The organism is Ruegeria sp. BG5 (genome assembly GCF_056538425.1).
Genome location: NZ_JBQFTC010000001.1, coordinates 889665 through 909121, shown reverse-complemented (window position 1 = coordinate 909121; position 19457 = coordinate 889665). Strand labels below are relative to the sequence as shown.

Below are 19457 nucleotides of genomic sequence, written 5' to 3'. Positions count from 1 at the left end.
GCAACAGAAACTAACAAGTTAAGAACCGCGCCAATCCTATTGTGTAGATTCGGCAAGTTTTTGCCGTTAATCTGTTGTTTAGGACGGGTGACAGGGGGAAACTAAGATGTGCAGAGGCACGGAACCATGACTCAGGTTGTCGACCATTCGGCCCGCCTGATCACAGTCCTTGAAAAGGCCGGGTTGGAAGAACACGCATCCCGATTTGCCGAAGAAGAAATCTCGGATGAACTTCTTGACGATCTGACAGATCCCGAGCTGCGCGATCTTGGCCTGACAGTCGGGCAGAGAAAGCGTTTTCGGCAGGCCCAGATCGAGCTGAAGCGGCTGGAAGTAGAGGACAATCCCGAACTGTCCCGCGTGGCCGAGCGTCGCCAGCTGACACTGGTGTTCTGCGATCTGGTTGGCTCGACCCAATTGGCGCAACGCTATGATCCGGAAGAGCTGATGCAGATCATGACTCTGTATCTGGACACCGCAATCGGAACGATGAAACGGCATGGCTGCCACCTGGCGTATCGTCAGGGCGACGGGATCATGATGTATTTCGGCTATCCCAAAGCGATGGAGGATGATGCCGAACGCGCAGTACGCGCGGTTCTTGAAACCATCGAGGCGGTGCAGAATCTGGATACCAAATACGGTGAAAACCTGGATCTGCGGGCGGGCATTGCAACCGGTCTTGTCGTCGTTGGTACCGTGTCGTCCAAAAGCTTGGGCACCGGGGATTTTCTGGTTGGGGAAACCGCAAACCTTGCGTCGCGCCTGCAAGGGCTGGCCGATCCGGGCGAGGCCATTGTGGCATCCGAGACCTGGCAGTTGACCAAAGGGGCGTTTGATTTTGAACCCCGCGGCAGTCATGAGCTGAAGGGCTTTCAACACGAACGCACCGTTTATCGGGTCGTCTCCGAAGTAGTCGCCCCCAGCCGGTTTGACGCGCGGTCCGGTCAATCTGCGGTGACTTTGGTTTCGCGCCAAAGCGATCTGTCGACCCTCACGGGTCTGTGGGAAAGTGCAAAGGACGGCTCGGGCAAGCTGGCGTTGGTTGGTGGTGCGGCGGGGATCGGCAAATCGCGGCTGATCAAGTCCCTGTCCGAGACGCTGGATACCGTTCCGCTGACCCTGCAATGCGTTCCGCATCTGGCCAGTTTGCCGCTGCATCCGCTGCAGGGGCACCTTCGCGGCATGTCCAATGACGGCACGGGTGAAGAGGCGGTGAAACAGGCAATTGCCGAGTTTGTTCAGGACGCCTCGCGCCTGACTGACGCCGATCTGCCGCTGCTGGTGGATCTTGCCGGTCTGTCGGCAGACGGTCCGGTCGAATCCGATCCGTTGAAAAAGGCCCGGATGTCTTTGGACCTGTTGATCCGATGTGCCGGCAGTGTTTGCGACAAGCAGGGTGCGATGTTGCTGGTGCTGGAAGATGTGCACTGGGCAGACGCAACGACACTGGATGCGCTGGACGCGCTGGTTGGCGCACTGGATCAAATGCCGATCCTGATCGTGATGTCGCATCGCCCGGAATATGAACCGCCCGAGCATTTCGAAGGCCGGGCCGAGATCATCGATTTGACACCTTTGGGCAAATCGGAAGCTTCAGAGCTGGTGCGCCGCGTTGCAGAGCCGCGCAGCCTGCCGGTTATTCTGGTGCATCAGATCATCCAGAAGGCGGATGGCGTGCCGCTTTATATCGAGGAAATGACCAAGGCGGTTCTGGATCAGCTGCCTCATGACGTACCGATCGACGCTGCGGTTCTGGATATGCTGAGCATTCCGGCGACCTTGCAGGACTCGCTCATGTCGCGTCTTGACCGGATGGAAAAGGCCAAACCGATTGCGCAGCTTGGGTCGGTCATCGGGCGCAGCTTTACCGCTCCGATGATCCGCGCGGTTGCACCGGATGGCACGGATGTGGACGGGGCGTTGATTCAGCTGATGGCCGCAGGGCTGGTTCTGGCCACCAGCGATGCCGGTTCGCCGACCTACACGTTCAACCACGCGCTTGTTCAGGATACCGCCTATAACTCGCTGCTGCTGGATGATCGCGAAAAGCTGCACCTGCAAATCGCCGAGGCGCTTCTGGCCGGGCATGAAGCATTTGGAACTCCGGCCCCCGACACAGTCGCGCATCATTGCGATCTGGGCGGGCTGAATGACGTGGCCGTCACCCACTGGATTACAGCTGGCGAGCAGGCGTTGTCGCGTTTGGCCAATCTGCCAGCCATTTCGGCATTCCGTGCGGCGCTTCGCAACATCGACACGCTGCCCGTTGCACCGGATCGCGATGGTCTGGAACTGCGCGTGCAGATGAATGTGCTTCCGGCCTATATGGCAATCTATGGTTGGTCATCGGATCAGGTCGGCCAGACCGCCGCCCGCGCGATGGAGCTTGCGCAGGCGCTTGGCGATGGCGAAACGCTGTTTGCGGCGACTTTCTGCCGATGGACCAATTTCTTCGTCGGCGGTCAGATGAACCGCGCCATGGAGATGGGGCAGGCCCTGGCCGGAATGGCCGGTGCGGTGCAGGATCCGGTCACACTGGTTCTGGCGTCGCGGGCCCTGAGCTTCACGCATTATTTCCGGGGCGAGTTTGCCGAATGTCAGCACCATGTCGACTATGGGCTGGACCTGCTGACACCGGAAATGGATCTGGCGATGTTGCCCATTACTCAATCGTCTACGGCGGCCTCTTTCCAGGCCATCAAGGGCTGTCTGCTATGGCAACTTGGCAAGTTTGAAGAGGCCGAGGCCGCCCGTCTGGAATCCATCGAAATCAGCAGATCGCTGAAACACGCGCCCAACCTTGTTTACATCATGGGGGCCTGTTCGATGTTCCTGCCCTATGCCGGGGAATGGGAGCGGATGGACAAGACAATGAAAGAAGCGCGCAAGATCGCGGATGAGGAAGGCTTCCTGTATCTGCACGCGATGCAAGACATCTATATGGGTCTGGCGCAGGCCGGTATGGGCGACGTCGCAGGCGGGGCCGAGCGGGTGGAAACGTACATGGATCTCGTCTCGAATGCGGGTGGGAACTTTACTTTTCCGCAGAATCAGATTGTTCTTTCAGAATTACAGATTGATCAGGGCAATATTGATCCGGCTCTGGAGCGGCTTGAGCATGTGTGCCAGCCCGGTTGGGATCGGGGTGAGACGCTGAACAAGCCCGAATATCATCGGGTCCGGGCCAAGGCCTTTGCCGCCCGTGGTGAATGGGACGCTGCGATAGCTGAGGCCAAGACGGCACTGCAGCTTGCCCAGGAAACCGGTGCCGTTGTTTTGGAAGATCGCGCCCGGCGTTTGTTGGAAACGCTGAGCGATACGACGAATATTGAAAAAGCTGCCAAGATCAGTTGAGCAGTACCAACTGGAGGGATTTTTGATGACCGAGGCACTTGAATGGAGTCAAGAGCAGTGGAGCACCGTCAATCAGGTTGTTCATGATGAGGCGCTTCGATCTCGGGTCGCTGCCAGTTTTCTACCCCTGTACGGGCCGTTGCCAGCCGATACGCAATCGGTTCCGCTGAACACGCTGGAGGTGGATTCCACGGGGGGCGGTGCAGTCGATCGCCTTGTGGTGAATGATTATGACACCTCGCGCCTGACAACCGTATCGGTAAATGTGTTTCTGAAGGGTGCCCAGATTGCCGATCCGGAACTTGCCGCAGCGCAGCTCATGTTCCGGCGTGCAGCCACTGTTGTCGCCCGGGTCGAAGACTTGATTGTGTTCAAGGGGCAACCTGCAGCAAACCAGGCTCCACCCTCAACTGGGACCGGGAAGCTGCCAAACATTTTCACCGTCAGCGGCGGCGGCGCATATGACGGGCTTTTGCAAGCCGGGGCAAATAACCCTACCAAAGGAACCAAAACGGGGACTAACGCCACAGGAACCGAAGTGTTCCAGGCGGTCGTGAAAGGTATCAACAAACTGGAAACCGAAGGCCATCTGGGTCCATTTGCCTGTGTCATGGGTAACGATCTGTTTGAGGCGGTGACAACTCCGCTGGCAAACTCGATGGTTCTGCCGCGCGACAGCATCCTTCCCTTCCTAGACGGGCCTTTGCTGCGCTCTGGCGCCATTCCGGCAAAAGAAGCGGTTCTGGTCTCGCTGCAAGGGGCGCCGATTGAAATCGTTGTGCCTTCGGATATCGCGGTCAAATACCTGCAAACCTCGTCCGAGGGTGAGCATGTCTTCCGCGTGCAGCAGAAATTCCGTCTCAGGATCAAGGAAGAAAAGGCCGTTACCAAAATCCACTTCTGATCGGGGACGGGGTCGTGCGCGAGTTCACCGACAAAGGGATTACCCTGCGGTGGTCCGAGGCGGTCACCCAGACCGTCAGCGGGGTTCAGCGGGTTCTGGTCGAGGCCGGACCGGCTGTATCGTCGCACGACACGTTGCGATTGCTGTTTTCCGAAGCGGGCGGACCGGAACGCGCGGTGCGGGGGTGGCCTGTTGGGTGTGACCCGAAGACCGGAATGCAGCAATTCGCCGCCACTTTGCCCCTTGCTTTGGCGGGCAAGCCGATGTCCTGGCGCCCCGTTCTGACAAGCCGGGGTCGCGAAGTTGATCCGGGCTATCAGCAGGTCAAGCCAGCGCAAAAACCGGCAGCAGATGCGGCCCCGGTATCGCCGGCTCTGGACCATATCGCGCGTTTTGTGGTTCCGTTTGACGCAAATTTTCGCACCACCGGAGAGACCCCGGAAGGGCTTTGGCTGCATTTCGCCATCCGCGAAGGGGGCACGGTTTGCGGCCCGAAGCTGAATGGCACGATTGAGCCGGTGGGCGGCGACTGGATGCAGGTGCGACCGGACGGGGTGGGCAGTCTGAATGCGCGGGCGATGATCAAACCGGACGATGGTGGCGCGCCGATCATGTTCGAGGACTCGGGCATTTGCGACTTTGGTCAGACGGCCTTTGCCGCATTGTGCAAGGGGCAGCTGCCCGCCACGGCCCCGGTACACATTGCCTCACGTTATCTGACGTCGAACCCCAACTATAAGTGGCTGAACCGGGTGCAGGGGATCGGGATCGGGCAGGCGAGCCTGTCCGACGTCACACTGCGCTTTGACGTCTATTCCGCGAAAGGAACATCCGATGCCTGAGAAGGTGGTCATACTGGGCGGCGGCGTGGCGGGGATGAGTGCCGCGCATGAGCTGATCGAGCGCGGGTTCGAAGTTGAGGTTTATGAACGACAACTGATCGCCGGGGGCAAGGCACGCAGCATCCCCGTGATGAAAAGCGAAGATGACCGGGGATCGAAAGCCAAGCATATCGAGGCGCTTCAGCAATGGGTCGACATGGACGGCGCGGATTTCCCGCCTGGTGTGAAACGCCCCTGGTTGCCGGGCGAACACGGGTTCCGCTTTTTCCCGAACTTCTACCGCCACATCACCGACACGATGGCCCGCACGCCCTATTACGACAAGGGCACCTGTTTCGATAACCTGATGCCGACCACGCAGGTTCTGGTCAGCCAGTTCGACAAGCCGGGCATTATCGTTCCCGAACGCTCTCCCCGGTCGCTGAAAGAGGTCGCGGATGCGCTCAAGACCTTTGCCTTCACGATCTCGCCCCGGGATGAAATCGGGTTCGAGGATGTCGAACATTTCATCAGCTGCATGTGGCGCATTGCAACCTCGTGCAAGGAGCGGCGCGAGGATGAGTATGAGCGCACCGGTTGGTGGGATTTCATCGGGGCCGAAGAACGGTCGGAAGCCTATCAGAAGTTTCTGGCGATTGGCCTCACGCGCTCGCTGGTGGCGGCCAAGGCCACAACGGCCAGCACCAAGACCGTGGGCGATATCGCCATTCAGTTGCAATTGGGCATTGCCACACCGGAACCGCATTGCAACCGATTGCTGAACGGGCCGACAAATCTGGTCTGGATCCAGCCCTGGCTCAACTATCTTGAGAGCAAGGGTGTGAAATATCACTTCGATTCAAAAGTCACGGGCATCGAATGCCACGACGGACGGATCGTCAGCGCCACCGTCGAGCGGGCGGGGAAAGAGGAAACGGTCACCGGTGACTGGTTCATCAGCGCGCTGCCAATTGAACGGATCGCGCCGCTTGTAACCCGGTCGATGACCGCTCTGGATCCGGCGCTGGCCAAGTTGAAGCTGTTGGCTGAGAACGTCCAGTGGATGAACGGCATCCAGTATTACCTGACGAAAGAGGTCGAACTGACCCATGGCCACGTGATCTTCATCGACAGTCCATGGGCCCTGACTGCCGTGTCGCAGAAACAGTTCTGGCCCGATATCAATTTCGAGAACTGGGCCGAGGGCAAGACCAAGGGCCTGCTGTCTATCGATATCTCCGAATGGGACAAGCCGGGCCTCAACGGCAAGACCGCGCGCAACTGCACCCGCGAAGAGATCGCGGATGAGGTCTGGGCGCAGATGAAACGCAGCCTCAACGTGGACGGCCAAACCGTTCTGCGCGACGAGGATATGCACTATTGGTTCCTCGATCCCGATATTGTCGCCGACCCCGAGCACCCCTCGCGGATGAGCAATGTCGAGCCGCTGCTGGTCAACCGCATCAACACGTGGCGCTTGCGGCCCAACGCGGCGACTCTGATCCCAAATTTCTTCCTAGCGTCGGATTATGTACGTACCTTCACCGACCTTGCCACCATGGAAGGCGCGAACGAAGCCGCGCGGCGCGCTGTCAATGGCATCCTAAGGCGCAGCAACTCCGACGCCGAGCTTTGCAAAATCTGGGATCTGCACGAACCGGATATTCTGCGCCCCCTGCGGGCCTATGATTACGCGCGGTATCAGGCCGGTCTGCCCTGGGATGATCGGTTTTCCGAGGCGGTTCAGGCATCGCTGCGCACCGCGCAGGACACCACGGGAACGACGGGCGGGGGTGAAGGGCCGTTGGCCGCTGTCGGCCCAATTGCCAGCGAGTATTCCAAGCCCGGCGGGTTTGTCGAAGAACCCGCGATTGCGGATGCGCTGCGGATGGTGTGCCCTCCGCCCGCATTGTATGACGTGATGGCGTCTTACGTGCCCGGTGTAGACATCCCAATCCCGGGTGCAGAGCAGGCCGAAGAGGTCGCGCTGGACGTTGTCGGAACCGGGGCCGAGCCCTCATCCGTGCCCGGCGTGGACCGGATCATGGGCACATCGCTGAATTCAAAGCCGAACCCCGGCGCGGCGGGCGGTTCGCGCCGCAAAGTCATCATCACGCAGAAGGGCTGAGCCTGTGAGCGCATCCACCGCGCATCTGGATCCGGCGGCAACGCAAGGATTTCTGGAACAACTGACCTCTTACGGGGATCAGGCGCGGCAGGCGTTGTTGGGCCGGCTACCGACGCATGAGCCCCAAGATTATCTGTACGGCCCAATCCGCGACTATATCGAAACGTCCGGCAAGGGGCTGCGCCCGGCGCTTTTGCTGGCGACCTGCGAGGCGTTCGGCGGCAAAACCGAAGATGCCATCGTGTCAGCAGCGGTGATCGAACTGCTGCACAACGCGTTTCTGATCCATGACGACATTGAAGATGTCAGCGATTTCCGTCGCGGCCGGGAATGCATGCATAAACGCCTCGGCGTGCCGCTTGCGATCAATACGGGCGACGGCATGCAGGCGCTGGCTTTACGTCTGTTGCGCGACAATCTGGACCCGCTGGGCCCCGAGACATCGGCGCGCGTGCTGGATGAGTTCGATCACCTTCTGCTGCAATCCATCGAAGGGCAGGCGATCGAGCTTGGGTGGATTCGCGACAACCGGATGGACGTCACCCCGGCGGATTACCTGACCATGTGTCTGAAAAAGACCTGTTGGTACAGTTTTATCCACCCGCTGCGGATTGGAGCGTTGATCGCGCGACCGGATGATGTGGCCTCGGGCCGGTTGAATCTGGACGATTTCAACGCCTTTGGCTTCTTTCTGGGGGCCGCATTTCAGATACAGGATGACGTTCTGAACCTTGTCGGAAGTCAAGACAAATACGGCAAGGAAATCGGCGGCGATATATACGAGGGCAAACGGACCTTGATGCTGAGCCAGCTCAGCCTGAATGGCGAGCAGCGCGAAAAAGACCGCCTGTCCCGGTTTCTGTCCGACCCCAGACAAGACCGCTCGACCCATGATGTCGACTGGGTTTTGTCGCGGATGCACCATTACGGCTGTGTCGAGTACGCGCAGCGCGCGGCGGATGATCTGCTTCAGTCAGCGCGCACTGAGTTTGACAACGTGTTTGCCGGGGCTCAGGGCGGCCCACGGGCTTTTCTGGGTCAGTTCATGGATTATCTGGTCGCGCGTCAGGTCTGACGGGCGGCGATATCGAATTTTACCACGATGGCCGAGCGTTCCGAGCCAAAACAATGAACCCGCCCATGATACTGGCCGGGGTCCACCAGATCGTGCACCGTCAGAATAACGCTGACATCGGCCACTTCCCCCGCGCCCAGCTTTAGGGTGGCAGGCTCGACCCGCAGGCGGTCGGCGGGGATCACAGCACCTTCTTCGTTCGTCAGATCACCAGCCTCGAACCGCATCTCAACCGCACCGAACCCGGCCGGTGCGGCAACGGACAGCACAATTGTTCCCGTTCCGCCCGGTCTGCAGGTTTCCTGGCATTGAAATGGCCCGTCCAGCGGCAGTTTCTGACCGGTTTCAGCGTCCAAAACACTGCGCGCCAAATCCGATATCGGGTTTTGATCCAACATCGGCGCGGTCGGATCTACTGCACGAAGCATGCTGGCGTAGGGTTTTCGCTCGAAATAAGGCATGCCTCGAATGTGCACGGGACGTGGCGGTCAGTAAACAGAATTTTCGTCGGGGTTATCGGCTTTTTCAGGGAAATGCAGGGTTTTGATGTCCCTGCGGTTACGTCAATTCCTCGACCGTCACTTTGCCCGTCGGGCGTATGTCGATCTCGAAATGGCGGGCCTGAACAACATCTTGCACCGATGGCGGGTCAAAGCAGACCCAGTTTTCATGTCCCGGCCTGCGAACGCTTTCATAGCGAATGCCAACCAGACCCAAACCAGGGCCCGCGTGTCGCACATGTTCGCCAAAGCGTTGGGGAACGGGATAGCTTGTATCGTCGGGGTCATGAAACTCGGGGTGTTTGCCAAAGACATCGACAAAATCGCCGACCAGCCGTGCCTCGTATTCGCGATAGGCCTCGCGTTTGTGCGTCAGACCCGAGAGTGAAATTTCCTTGCGCAGCCCATTGGCGACTTCAAGCACCGAGGTCATGAGATCGCTGGCCGCGTACCACGCGCCCAACAGGGATGAGGTGAAACGCATCCCCGTGACCGACCCGTGCAGAAACGAGGACATGACAATGCTGGCATTGGGTCGGCCATAGACCCATTGCGCCCGATCCAGCCGGGACAAGCGCGTGGCCACCAGCCGGTCATTGGTCCAGCCTTCCAGTTCAAAGACGTCTGCCAGATCGTCGGCGCTGGCCACATCTTCGAATGCGGACACAGGCGGGAAGCGTGACGGGATGATACGGCAGGTTGAAGATGTGGCTCGGGCACGGGTGTACCCGGTCAGATCCCAGCTCACAAAAAGACCACGTCGTCTTCGGTTACCGGTTCGAAACTGCCCTCGGGCGCGCCCTGACCCATGTCACCACCGCGCCAGGCATCCAGATAGCGGCGCACGGTCATCATGCCGTCCTGCCCACCTGTCACGATCAGATGCAACGGGGGCGACCCTGCAAAGACCGTGCCCTTATGCGGGCTGGTCAACCATTTCACCGCCTGATCCTGATCCAGAAACAGGATCGACAGAGCCTTGTGGATACCCAGAATGGCCGAGATGCGCACCAATGTGTCAAAGGGCAACGAGATCGGCTTGCGATCAACCGCCTTCCTGATCCAGGCGTGATAGGTCGATCGACCGGGATGCCCCAGTGTTGCAATGCGCTGCGCCTCGCTCAGCCCCCAGCCTTGCGCGATATTGCGAAACGTGCGCAACCCCGGCCCGCTGAGCCGCGCGCGATCTGCGGCTTCAACCGGGACAAGCAACGGGGCGGCGTTGGCCTCTTGCGGCAGGGTTGCGATTTCCATGGCGTCCTCATTGTCCGAAAACAGATTTAATGTCTATATATAGACAAAGTGCCCGTGATTCAACTCTGCCCGGGCAATTCCGCGCGTTGACCGAACCGCGCAGTTTGCCTATCCCGGTCAGGCTGAAGGAACCCAAAACGGCGCGTTGGACAAAAATTGCGCAAAACCAACATACTGGACCATGTGATCCTGATTGTCGGAGCGGTCGTCATGACCGGGCCGATTGCCGTTTTGGGCTGGCAACTTGTGGCCGGTGTCGGCGTCGGCAATCTGTGGCCACTGTTCCGGAACCTTTGGGAAAACGGGGTCAGCAGCAACAGCATCAGTGCCGGGGCGATGATGTGGAACTCGCTGGTTCTGGCTGTTGGCGTGGCAGCCCTGAAATGCTCTGTGTCAATGCTGGCCGCCTATGCGCTGGTCTATTTTCGCCTGTGTTACAGTAACCTGATCTTTGCAGCGATCCTGCTGGCCATGTTCTTTCCCATCGAAAGCCGGATGCTGCCCACCTTCGCCGTGACCAGCGATCTGGGGCTTCTGAACTCTTACACCGGGATGATCCTGCCCGTTTCGGCCAGCGGGCTGGGCGTTCTGGTGCTGAACCAGTTCCTGCGGCAAATCCCGGTTGAGCTGATGGAGGCCGCCAGAATGGACGGTGCCGGACCGATGCGGTTTTTCTTCGATACGATCCTGCCCCTGTCCCTGCCAATGATGGCCGCGCTGTTTGCGATCCTGTTCGTGTTCGGCTGGAACCAATATGCCTGGCCGGTCATCATCACCACGACCAGCCTGACCCATAGCACGCTGGTCAGCGGGATGGTCTATGCCGGGATCGGGGATCCGGCGGGGATGGCGCTGGCGTTGATGGCCCTGTTGCCACCCGCCGTTATTTTGTTGCTGGTGCAACGCCAGTTGGTGCGGACACTGACGGCTGGGATACACTGACGTCAGCCGGCTCTAACGCAGAACTATATCCGCAGGCCGCGAGTTGGAGAGAATCCGTTTCGCGTTCGGAATATCATTCGCCAGTGCGCGGGCATGGGCCGCGTCAGGGGGCAGGCCGTGATCCAGCCAACGCGCGGTCAGCCTGTCCTCCAGCGTGGGCAGATCAACATCCAGAAAGACGCTGAGCGCCCATATCTGGGCAAGGTTTGCCCAGCCAGCTTCTTCCAACAGCAGGTAATTGCCCTCGACCAGAACAAGCTTTTGCTCGGGCGCGACCAGTCCACGCGCGGCGATGGCCTTGTCAATCTCGCGGTCAAATTCGGGAACGGCGACCTCATCTTCGGTCAACAGGCGGTGCAGAATGGCCTGAAACCCGGCGATGTCGAAGGTTTCCGGCGCGCCTTTGCGCTCCAGCAAACCGCGCTTGATCAGGATGGCGTTGTCATAGTGAAACCCGTCCATCGAGACCAAGCCGGTGGCGATCCCCTGCCGCTGTAACATGTCCCGCGCCAACGCCGCGATGGTCGTTTTCCCGGCGCCCGGAGGGCCTGCAATCGCCACAAGGTTCCGCGTTTTCTGGTCAGGCAGCGCCCGAACCGCCTCGGCAATCTGCTGGGCGAGGTCAGGGGCTGTCGATCCTTCCGCCGTCACGCCGCCTTGCCTTCACCGGGGGGGTCCATCGCGCCGGTCATAAAGGCCACCGCGTCGGACATCGAATGGTCTTTGGGGTCGATCACACACAAGCGTTTGCCCAGACGATGCACGTGAATACGGTCGGCGACCTCGAACACATGGGGCATGTTGTGGCTGATCAGGATTATCGGAATGCCGCGCGATTTCACGTCCTGGATCAGTTCCAGCACCCGGCGGCTTTCCTTGACGCCAAGCGCCGCTGTGGGCTCGTCAAGGATGATGACCTTCGACCCGAAGGCCGCCGCCCGCGCCACAGCGACGCCCTGACGCTGACCACCGGACAGTGTTTCAACCGCCTGATTGATGTTCTGGATGGTCATAAGGCCCAATTCGCTCAGCTTGTCGCGCGCGAATTTCTCCATCGCGGGACGGTCGAGCATTCGGAACCATGACCCTAACGGGCCGCTCCGGCGGATCTCGCGCCCCATGAACATGTTATCGGCAATCGACAGGGCAGGGGACATGGCCAGGGTCTGGTAAACGGTCTCGATCCCGGCTTCCCGCGCGTCGATGGGCGAATGGAACTGCACCTTCTGCCCATCCAGCCAGACGTCGCCTTCATCCGGCGTGACCGCGCCTGAAACCGCCTTGATCAGCGTAGATTTGCCTGCGCCATTGTCCCCGATCACCGCCAGAATTTCGCCCGGCATCAGGTCAAAGTCACAATAGTCCAGTGCGGTGACCTTGCCGTAGCGTTTGACAAGGTTGCGTCCTTTGAGAATGGGTTCCATCAGGCTGATACCTTTCTGATCCATTGGTCGACCGCGACCGCTGCAATGATGAGGATACCGATCAGCAGGAAGGTCCATTGCGCATCCGCCCCAAGCAGGCGCAGACCCAGTGTGAACACCCCGACAATAAGCGCTCCGAACAGCGAGCCCAGTATCGAGCCGCGCCCGCCGAACAAAGAAATCCCGCCAATCACAACCGCCGTAATGCTTTCGATATTGGCCAGTTGCCCCGAAGTCGGTGACACCGATCCGATGCGACCGATCAGGGCCCAGCCCGCAAAGGCGCAGATCAGACCGGACAGCATATAGACCGACATCAGTGTGCGGTGCACGTTTACACCCGACAGTTCGGCGGCTTCGGGATCATCGCCCACAGCATAGACATGCCGCCCCCAGGCCGTGTGCCGCAACGCGTAAGCCAGCACCAATATCAGCACCAACATGAAGATGACGCCAACCGTGAAAACGGCCCCGCCCACGTTAAATTTCGCGCCAAACACTTGCAGGATCGGGGCGTTTGTTTCGATGTCTTGCGAGCGGATCGTTTCGTTTTGCGAATACAGGAAGTTGGCGGCCAGAACGATCTGCCACATGCCCAGCGTTACAATGAACGGGGGCAATTTGACCCGGCTGACCAAATATCCGTTGATCGCGCCAATGGCTGTCCCGACAGCCAGCCCGCAGATGATCGCGACCGTTGGCGGCAGGCCGTAGCGAAAGGTGAATTGCCCCATCACCACTGACGACATCACCATGATCGCACCCACGCTCAGGTCGATGCCTGCGGTCAGGATCACAAGGCTCTGTGCTGCTGCGACGATACCGACGATCTGCACCTGTTGCAGGATCAGTGTCAGCGCAAAGGGCGAGAAAAACTTCGACCCCAGCAAAACGCCAAAGATGACAATGGCGGCAACAAGAACGATCAGCGGAACAAGCGAGGGGTTCACATGCAGGAAATGCTGAACCGTTCCCACAAATCCCCGGTGATGATCTTCAAACTCTGCGACCTGTTCCGGGCTGCCCTGCGCGGCGGCCTCGAAATCATCAGGTTGTCGTGACGTATCGGACATAAAAGGTTCCCCCAAGCGTCAAGAGCCCGTCTGCGGACCATTTTAGCAAGTTTTCGGGTAAAGGTGTGATTGGATGGCAGGAGGCCGCAGTGCCGCCTCCTGCGTCGTCAGATTAACCCCAGCAGAGGTTCATGCCTTCATCGACCGAGATCGACTCGACCCCATCGGCGGCCTTGTCGGTGACAAGCGCAACGCCAGTGTCAAAGAAGTCCTTGCCGGGCGTGTTTTCGGGCTTCACACCCTCATCGGCCCATTTCTTGACCGCTTCGACACCCAGCGAGGCCATCAGCAGCGGATATTGCTGCGAGGTCGCGCCGATCACGCCATCGGCCACGTTCTGCACGCCGGGGCAGCCGCCATCGACCGACACGATCAGCACGTCATTTTCGCGTCCAATCGCCTTGAGCGCTTCGTACGCACCCGCAGCAGCCGGTTCGTTGATGGTATGCACAACGTTGATCGTCGGGTCCTTGGCCAGCAGATTCTCCATCGCGCGGCGACCGCCTTCTTCGTTCCCGGCGGTGACGTCACTGCCGACAAGGCGGGGGTCATCCTCGTCTCCGATCACGTTGGGGTCCGCCAGATCGACGCCAAAGCCCTGCAGGAAACCCTGATTGCGCAGAACGTCCACGGTGGGCTGGCTGACAGCCAGATCCAGCGTGGCAATCTTTGCGTCATTGGCCGCATCGCCCAGCGTCGCCTTGGCCCATTGGCCAATCAGCAGCCCGGCCAGGAAGTTGTCGGTAGCAAAGGTCGCATCCGCCGACTCAATCGGCTCCAGCGGCGTATCAAGCGCAATCACCAACACGCCCGCATCCCGTGCCTGCTGCACGGCAGGTACGATGGATGAGGTGTCAGAGGCGGTCAGCAGAATGCCTTTTGCGCCGTCCAGAATGCAGGTCTCAATCGCCTGAACTTGGGTTTCGTGGTCGCCATCGACCTTGCCCGCGAAGGCCTTCAGGGTCATGCCCAGCTCTTCCGCCTTGGCGGTCGCACCTTCCTTCATCTTGACGAAGAAGGGGTTGGTGTCGGTCTTGGTGATCAAACAAACAGTGGTGTCGGCAAACGCGCTGCCTGCTGTGACCGTCAGGGCCAAAGCTGTCGCGCCTGCGAAAGTCGCAAGTTTCATAAGTTCTCCTCCCAATTTCTCCCATGCCGGTGCCGGCATATGGGTGATCGGGCAGCAATGGCCCGACCCCACAGCAAAACCATCACAAGAATCTCAAAATGAGTCAATAAATAAATCACTCTTATTTATTATTGACAGAAAGACGCCGGTTTCTCATGGTTTGAACAGGGGAGGGTCAGACGTGTCTGTTGAAGTGCCACAGGAAAACACGCCGTCAGAACGGGTTTCCGAGGTCAAAGGGACCAACCAAAGCGGAATGCGCGCTCGGAATGAGCGTCTGGTCCTGTCTCTGGTCCGCAGACATGAGGCGCTGGCCAAGTCCGAAATCGCGCGGATGACGGGTCTGTCTGCGCAGACCGTGTCGGTCATCATGCGGCAGCTGGAAAAGGATGGTCTGCTGCTGCGGGGCGAGCCTGTGCGGGGCAAGGTCGGGCAACCCTCGATCCCGATGCGACTTAACCCGGATGGGGCGTTGTTTTTCGGTTTGAAAATAGGTCGTCGCAGCGCCGAATTGGTTCTGACCGACTTTCTTGGGCGCGTGCGAAAGCACGAAAGTCAGACGTACGACTACCCGCGACCGGACGCGACACTGAAATTTGCCAAACAGGCGCTGGATCGGATGATCTCTGACCTGTCGCCCGAGGCCCGACCCCGCGTCGCGGGCCTTGGGATCGCCATGCCTTTCTATTTGTGGGACTGGGCACAAACCCTTCAGGTGGCGCAGAAAAAGATGGACCCATGGCGTACGGCAGACATTCAGGCGGATTTGGCCGAAGCCTATGACTTTCCCGTCTTTTTGCAGAATGACGCAACAGCGGCCTGCGGTGCGGAACTGGTTTTTGGCCCCGCCGACGGGCCGCGCGATTTCCTGTATTTCTATGTTGGCTATTTCATCGGCGGCGGCGTTGTCCTGAATGGTTCGATCTATGCGGGTCGGGGAAATGCAGGGGCGCTTGGGCCCATGCCCGTTCCTATAGAAACAGGCGTTGTGAAGCCGTTGATCGACGTGGCCAGCCTCTACACCCTGGAACGTGCCGTCACCGCAACCGACGGCTTGATGTGGGAGGAAACCGATCAGTGGCATATCCCACAAGTCGAGTTGGACAATTGGCTGCAACAGGCCGGGTTCGGACTGGCCTGTGCGATTGTCTCATCCTGCAGCCTGATCGATTTTGAATGCGTCAAGATCGACGGCTGGCTGCCCGAGGACATCAAGGCACGGCTGATTGCCGAGGTCGAATCACAGATGTCACAGCTCAACCTGACTGGGCTTGAGAGACCTCTGATCGCGGCCGGGTCTGTTGGCCCAAGCGCCAGATCGCTGGGCGCGGCCAGCCTGCCATTGTCCGAACGGTATCTGGTCGAAGCGTAAACCCCTCGGGTTTTCTACATTTTATCGTCAGCATCATGAGTACCTGCGCGCGGGTTCGGACAGGGGCAAATGATTCCTCTTGAAGTTATTGGAACGTTCCACTACACATCTCTGGAACGTTCCAATTTGGGAATCTACTATGAACTGGGTATTCGTCGGGGCCAGCACAATTGCCGCGCAACATATGCTGAACGCGGTGCGCAAGCAGCCGGGCAACGAGGTGACCTGGATTGTCAGCACCTCACCTGACCGGGTGCAAATCTGGGCGGATGACCACGGCATTGCAAACGCCACCACCGATCTAGCCACGGCGCTGGCGGGTTCGGATGTTCAGGCGGTCTACATTTCCTCGACCAATGAAAAGCATCACGCGCAGGCTTTGGCGGCGATCGCAGCGGGCAAGCATGTTCTGTGTGAAAAGCCCTTGGGCATGACGCAGGGCGAAGCGGTCGAGATGGTGCGGGCCGCCGAAGCCGCAGGCGTCACCTTTGGCACGAACCATCACCTGCGCTGCTCGGGCACCCATCGCGCGATCCGGGACCTCATCGCCGCCGGGCGCGTCGGCAAGGTGCTGTCGCTGCGCATTCATCACGCGGTTCACCTGCCGGGCCACTTGCAGGGCTGGCGGATCAATGACGCGGGCGCCGGTGGCGGCGTGATCCCCGACATCGTCGTGCATGATGCGGACGTCACCCGGTTCCTGCTACAGGAAGATCCCGCAAGCGTTGTGGCGCAAATGACCAGTTCCGGCATGGGGCAGGGGGTCGAGGATTCCTGCATGTCGGTCTGGACCATGCCCTCGGGCGCGATGGTGATGACCCATGAAAGCTTCACCCATCCCTATGCGGGCTCGGGTCTTGAGGTGCACGGCACCCAAGGGTCGATCTTTGCCAAGGGTATCATGACCCAGCAGCCGGTGGGTGACATCACCCTTGTTACCGAAGCCGGTAGCGAAGCGATCCCCTATTCCAACCATGATCTTTACGTGCAGGGCGTCTCGGACTTCGTCGCCGCCGCAGCCGGGCAAGGACGCCCCGCCGCCGATGGCCCGGACGGGGTCAAATCCCTGTCCGTCGCGCTGAGCGTGCGCGAAGCGGCAGCAACCGGTCAGCGCGTTGACGTCAACTATGGTGGCTTCTGATGACCAAGCTTGTTTCTGCATCCGACGCCGTATCCCGCATCCCGGATGAGGCGATTGTCACCGTCTCATCCTCGTCAGCTTTGGGGTGCCCCGATCTGGTTCTGAAAGCCATGGGTGAGAGGTTTCGGGCCGAGGGACATCCACGCAATATCACAACGATGCACCCGATTGCGGCGGGGGATATGTATGGCGTCAAGGGCATGGAATATCTGGCGCAGGACGGATTGCTGACCCGTGTGCTGGCCGGATCATACCCCTCGGGTCCGTCCAGCTTTGAAATGCCCGAGATCTGGAAAATGATCGTCGAAGACCGCGTGGCTGCGTATAACGTGCCCTCGGGGATCATGTTCGACATGCACCGCGAGGCTGCGGCCCGGCGTCCGGGCGTTCTGACTCAGGTCGGGCTGGATACGTTCGTGGACCCGATCCGCGAGGGTTGCGCGATGAATGCGCGCGGGGCCGCTTCGCCCATCGTCGCGCGCGCCGAGTTTGGCGGCCAGACCTGGCTGCACTTCCCCAACATCATCCCAAATGTCTGCATCCTGCGCGCCACCACGGCGGATGAATTCGGCAACCTGACTTATGAGCATGAAGGGGCTTATCTGGGCGGGCTGGAACAGGCCATCTGCGTGCGCAACCATGGCGGTCTGGTGATCGCTCAGGTGCAGCGGGTGACTGCCGAGGGCAGCCTGCGTCCGCATGATGTACGCGTGCCGGGCCATCTGGTCGACTTGATCGTCGAGGACCCGGATCAGAAACAGACCACTGAAACGCCCTATGACCCCGCCATCTCGGGCCAGATCATGCGCCCATGGAACAGTTTCTCATTGGCCGAACACGGGGTTGAGAAGGTAATCGCGCGCCGGTCTGCGATGGAGTTGCGCGCGGGGATGAGCGCAAATCTGGGCTTTGGTATCAGCGCCATGGTGCCCCGCATTCTGCTGGAGGAAGGGCATCCCAAGGCCGTCACATGGGCCATCGAACAAGGGGCCGTCGGGGGTGTTCCGCTGACCGGTTTCGCCTTTGGTTGTGCATCCAATGCGCATGCCTACGTGCCCTCACCGCAGCAGTTCATCTACTTTCAGGGCGGCGGGTTCGATATGTCCTTCCTGTCCTTCCTTGAGGTTGACGTGGACGGCAACGTGAATGTCTCGAAACTGGGCAAGAAGCCGTATCTGACCGCAGGGTGCGGTGGGTTTGTCGATATCACCGCAGGCGCGAAAAAGATCGTGTTTTCGGGCTGGTTCGAGGCTGGTGCCAAGATCGATCTGGGTTCGGACGGGATCAGCGTCGCGGCCCCCGGCAAGTTCACCAAGATGGTGGATCAGGTGGAACACGTCACCTTCTCGGGCCGCCGGGCGCGCGAGCTTGGGCAGGATGTGATCTACGTGACCGAGCGCTGTGTCATCCGCCTGACCGATCAGGGGCTGGTCGCGACCGAGATCATGCCGGGCATCAACGCGCAGCAGGACATTGTGGCAGCGTCAGAAGGCCGCGTGCAGGTTGCGGAAAACGCAATCCTTATGCCGAAATCCCTGTTCGCCGAAGGCCCAATGGGGATCACGGTTTGAGCAGGATTGGCTATCATATCGACGGGGCGACGGCTGTCCTGACGCTGAACAATCCGTCCAAGCTGAATGCGCTGACCATCGACATGCTGGATGCGCTTGAGGCGCATGTGCAGCAGGTCGAGCGGGACAGCGCGATCCGGTCTCTGGTTCTGACCGGGGCCGGGGAAAAGGCGTTTTGCTGTGGCGCGGATATTGGTGCCTGGGGGGGGCTTAGCCCGGCAGAGTTTGCCCGCCATTGGGTGCGGGACGGGCACCGGATTTTCGACCGCCTGGCACGGCTGGGCAAACCAACAATTGCCGCGATCAACGGCCATGCCTTTGGCGGCGGGCTGGAATTGGCCAGTTGTTGCGACCTGCGGCTGATGGCCCCTCGCGCAACTCTGGCCTTGCCCGAGGCGCGGATCGGGATTGTTCCGGGTTGGTCCGGCACACAGCGCGTGGCGCGGCTGATCCCTGAAGGGGCGGTCAAGGAAATGGCTTTGTTCGGTCGCCGTATTGGCGCAGACCGCGCGGTTGCCCTGGGCTATGCCGCCGAAGTGGCCGACGATGTCCTGACCCGCGCGCTTGAGATCGCCACCGAGGCGCAGGCTCTGTCCCCGCGCGCCACCGAGATTGCCAAGAACATGATTCACGCGGCGGTCGGCGAAGATTCAGCAGCCGCGATCGAGGCGCTTGGCAGCGCTGCGGCGGCGGCCTCAGCCGATCGGGACGAAGGCGTCGCGGCCTTCATGGAAAAACGTAACCCCCAGTTTTCAGGGCTTTGACG

General features: G+C 59.9%; 17 protein-coding genes. 10 read left to right on the top strand and 7 right to left on the bottom strand.

Features of this window, described 5'->3' with window-relative positions; genetic code table 11:
- Window positions 1–126 precede the first annotated feature (126 nt).
- Genes ACR0KX_RS04140 through ACR0KX_RS04120 form a run of 5 tightly spaced genes read left to right on the top strand, consistent with a single transcriptional unit; the run spans window position 127 to window position 8285 of the window.
- On the top strand, window positions 127–3357 hold the full coding sequence (locus tag ACR0KX_RS04140) for an adenylate/guanylate cyclase domain-containing protein (RefSeq protein WP_480707919.1): 3231 nt from the start codon (window positions 127–129) through the stop codon (window positions 3355–3357).
- 25 nt (window positions 3358–3382) lie between these two features.
- Window positions 3383–4261 (top strand): encapsulin, encoded by an 879-nt coding sequence (locus tag ACR0KX_RS04135; protein ID WP_170622640.1) that lies wholly within the window; start codon window positions 3383–3385, stop codon window positions 4259–4261.
- 14 nt (window positions 4262–4275) lie between these two features.
- On the top strand, window positions 4276–5103 hold the full coding sequence (locus ACR0KX_RS04130; protein WP_170622639.1) for a DUF3237 domain-containing protein: 828 nt from the start codon (window positions 4276–4278) through the stop codon (window positions 5101–5103).
- Window positions 5096–7210, top strand: coding sequence for an FAD-dependent oxidoreductase (locus ACR0KX_RS04125; RefSeq protein WP_170622638.1), 2115 nt, complete (start codon window positions 5096–5098; stop codon window positions 7208–7210). The genes ACR0KX_RS04130 and ACR0KX_RS04125 overlap by 8 nt, the downstream gene beginning before the upstream one ends.
- A gap of 4 nt (window positions 7211–7214) precedes the next feature.
- Window positions 7215–8285 (top strand): FPP/GGPP synthase family protein, encoded by a 1071-nt coding sequence (locus ACR0KX_RS04120; RefSeq protein ID WP_170622637.1) that lies wholly within the window; start codon window positions 7215–7217, stop codon window positions 8283–8285.
- On the opposite strand, the gene ACR0KX_RS04115 is transcribed toward ACR0KX_RS04120, so the two are convergent.
- The 3 genes from ACR0KX_RS04115 to ACR0KX_RS04105 all read right to left on the bottom strand — a co-directional run bounded on the left by ACR0KX_RS04115 (window position 8276) and on the right by ACR0KX_RS04105 (window position 10039).
- Window positions 8276–8713, bottom strand: coding sequence for a hypothetical protein (locus ACR0KX_RS04115; protein WP_170622636.1), 438 nt, complete (start codon window positions 8711–8713; stop codon window positions 8276–8278). The genes ACR0KX_RS04120 and ACR0KX_RS04115 overlap by 10 nt on opposite strands.
- A gap of 130 nt (window positions 8714–8843) precedes the next feature.
- Window positions 8844–9533, bottom strand: coding sequence for an RES family NAD+ phosphorylase (locus ACR0KX_RS04110; RefSeq protein WP_480583991.1), 690 nt, complete (start codon window positions 9531–9533; stop codon window positions 8844–8846).
- Entirely contained in the window at window positions 9530–10039 is a 510-nt protein-coding gene (locus ACR0KX_RS04105) for an MbcA/ParS/Xre antitoxin family protein (RefSeq protein ID WP_170622635.1), read from the bottom strand. The genes ACR0KX_RS04110 and ACR0KX_RS04105 overlap by 4 nt, the downstream gene beginning before the upstream one ends.
- Window positions 10040–10195: 156 nt before the next feature.
- Here ACR0KX_RS04105 and ACR0KX_RS04100 point away from each other — a divergent pair, with 156 nt between their 5' ends.
- Window positions 10196–10981: an ABC transporter permease subunit gene (locus tag ACR0KX_RS04100; protein ID WP_480707916.1), complete on the top strand. Its 786-nt coding sequence runs from the start codon at window positions 10196–10198 to the stop codon at window positions 10979–10981.
- A 12-nt stretch (window positions 10982–10993) separates the two neighbouring features.
- Here ACR0KX_RS04100 and ACR0KX_RS04095 read toward each other — a convergent pair whose 3' ends face one another.
- The 4 genes from ACR0KX_RS04095 to ACR0KX_RS04080 form a co-directional block, all read right to left on the bottom strand.
- Window positions 10994–11632 carry a nucleoside/nucleotide kinase family protein gene (locus ACR0KX_RS04095; protein WP_480584000.1) on the bottom strand — a complete coding sequence of 213 codons (639 nt, stop codon included), beginning with the start codon at window positions 11630–11632 and terminating at the stop codon, window positions 10994–10996.
- Window positions 11629–12405, bottom strand: coding sequence for an ATP-binding cassette domain-containing protein (locus ACR0KX_RS04090; protein WP_170622682.1), 777 nt, complete (start codon window positions 12403–12405; stop codon window positions 11629–11631). Before ACR0KX_RS04090 ends, ACR0KX_RS04095 begins: the two co-directional genes overlap by 4 nt.
- The gene (locus tag ACR0KX_RS04085; protein WP_170622634.1) at window positions 12405–13478 is read right to left on the bottom strand and encodes an ABC transporter permease; all 1074 of its coding nucleotides are present in this window, start codon (window positions 13476–13478) and stop codon (window positions 12405–12407) included. The genes ACR0KX_RS04090 and ACR0KX_RS04085 overlap by 1 nt, the downstream gene beginning before the upstream one ends.
- 112 nt (window positions 13479–13590) lie before the next feature.
- Window positions 13591–14607 carry a sugar ABC transporter substrate-binding protein gene (locus tag ACR0KX_RS04080; RefSeq protein ID WP_170622633.1) on the bottom strand — a complete coding sequence of 339 codons (1017 nt, stop codon included), beginning with the start codon at window positions 14605–14607 and terminating at the stop codon, window positions 13591–13593.
- 256 nt (window positions 14608–14863) lie between these two features.
- Between ACR0KX_RS04080 and ACR0KX_RS04075 the strand changes: the two genes are divergently transcribed.
- The 4 genes from ACR0KX_RS04075 (at window position 14864) to ACR0KX_RS04060 (ending at window position 19455) form a co-directional block, all read left to right on the top strand.
- Entirely contained in the window at window positions 14864–15979 is a 1116-nt protein-coding gene (locus tag ACR0KX_RS04075) for an ROK family transcriptional regulator (RefSeq protein ID WP_170622681.1), read from the top strand.
- A gap of 139 nt (window positions 15980–16118) precedes the next feature.
- Window positions 16119–17120 (top strand): Gfo/Idh/MocA family protein, encoded by a 1002-nt coding sequence (locus ACR0KX_RS04070; RefSeq protein WP_170622632.1) that lies wholly within the window; start codon window positions 16119–16121, stop codon window positions 17118–17120.
- Window positions 17120–18691, top strand: a complete 1572-nt coding sequence (locus ACR0KX_RS04065) for a CoA-transferase (RefSeq protein ID WP_170622631.1) — start codon at window positions 17120–17122, stop codon at window positions 18689–18691. Before ACR0KX_RS04070 ends, ACR0KX_RS04065 begins: the two co-directional genes overlap by 1 nt.
- Complete coding sequence (locus ACR0KX_RS04060) at window positions 18688–19455, top strand: enoyl-CoA hydratase/isomerase family protein (RefSeq protein ID WP_170622630.1); 768 nt, start codon at window positions 18688–18690, stop codon at window positions 19453–19455. The genes ACR0KX_RS04065 and ACR0KX_RS04060 overlap by 4 nt, the downstream gene beginning before the upstream one ends.
- Window positions 19456–19457 lie beyond the last annotated feature (2 nt).

Coding starts and splice junctions, on each gene's coding strand:
- ACR0KX_RS04140 (WP_480707919.1), top strand. CDS start 127: ATGACTCAGGTTGTCGACCATTCGGCCCGCCTGATCACAGTCCTTGAA.
- ACR0KX_RS04135 (WP_170622640.1), top strand. CDS start 3,383: ATGACCGAGGCACTTGAATGGAGTCAAGAGCAGTGGAGCACCGTCAAT.
- ACR0KX_RS04125 (WP_170622638.1), top strand. CDS start 5,096: ATGCCTGAGAAGGTGGTCATACTGGGCGGCGGCGTGGCGGGGATGAGT.
- ACR0KX_RS04115 (WP_170622636.1), bottom strand. CDS start 8,713: ATGCTTCGTGCAGTAGATCCGACCGCGCCGATGTTGGATCAAAACCCG.
- ACR0KX_RS04105 (WP_170622635.1), bottom strand. CDS start 10,039: ATGGAAATCGCAACCCTGCCGCAAGAGGCCAACGCCGCCCCGTTGCTT.
- ACR0KX_RS04090 (WP_170622682.1), bottom strand. CDS start 12,405: ATGGAACCCATTCTCAAAGGACGCAACCTTGTCAAACGCTACGGCAAG.
- ACR0KX_RS04085 (WP_170622634.1), bottom strand. CDS start 13,478: ATGTCCGATACGTCACGACAACCTGATGATTTCGAGGCCGCCGCGCAG.
- ACR0KX_RS04080 (WP_170622633.1), bottom strand. CDS start 14,607: ATGAAACTTGCGACTTTCGCAGGCGCGACAGCTTTGGCCCTGACGGTC.
- ACR0KX_RS04075 (WP_170622681.1), top strand. CDS start 14,864: ATGCGCGCTCGGAATGAGCGTCTGGTCCTGTCTCTGGTCCGCAGACAT.
- ACR0KX_RS04070 (WP_170622632.1), top strand. CDS start 16,119: ATGAACTGGGTATTCGTCGGGGCCAGCACAATTGCCGCGCAACATATG.
- ACR0KX_RS04065 (WP_170622631.1), top strand. CDS start 17,120: ATGACCAAGCTTGTTTCTGCATCCGACGCCGTATCCCGCATCCCGGAT.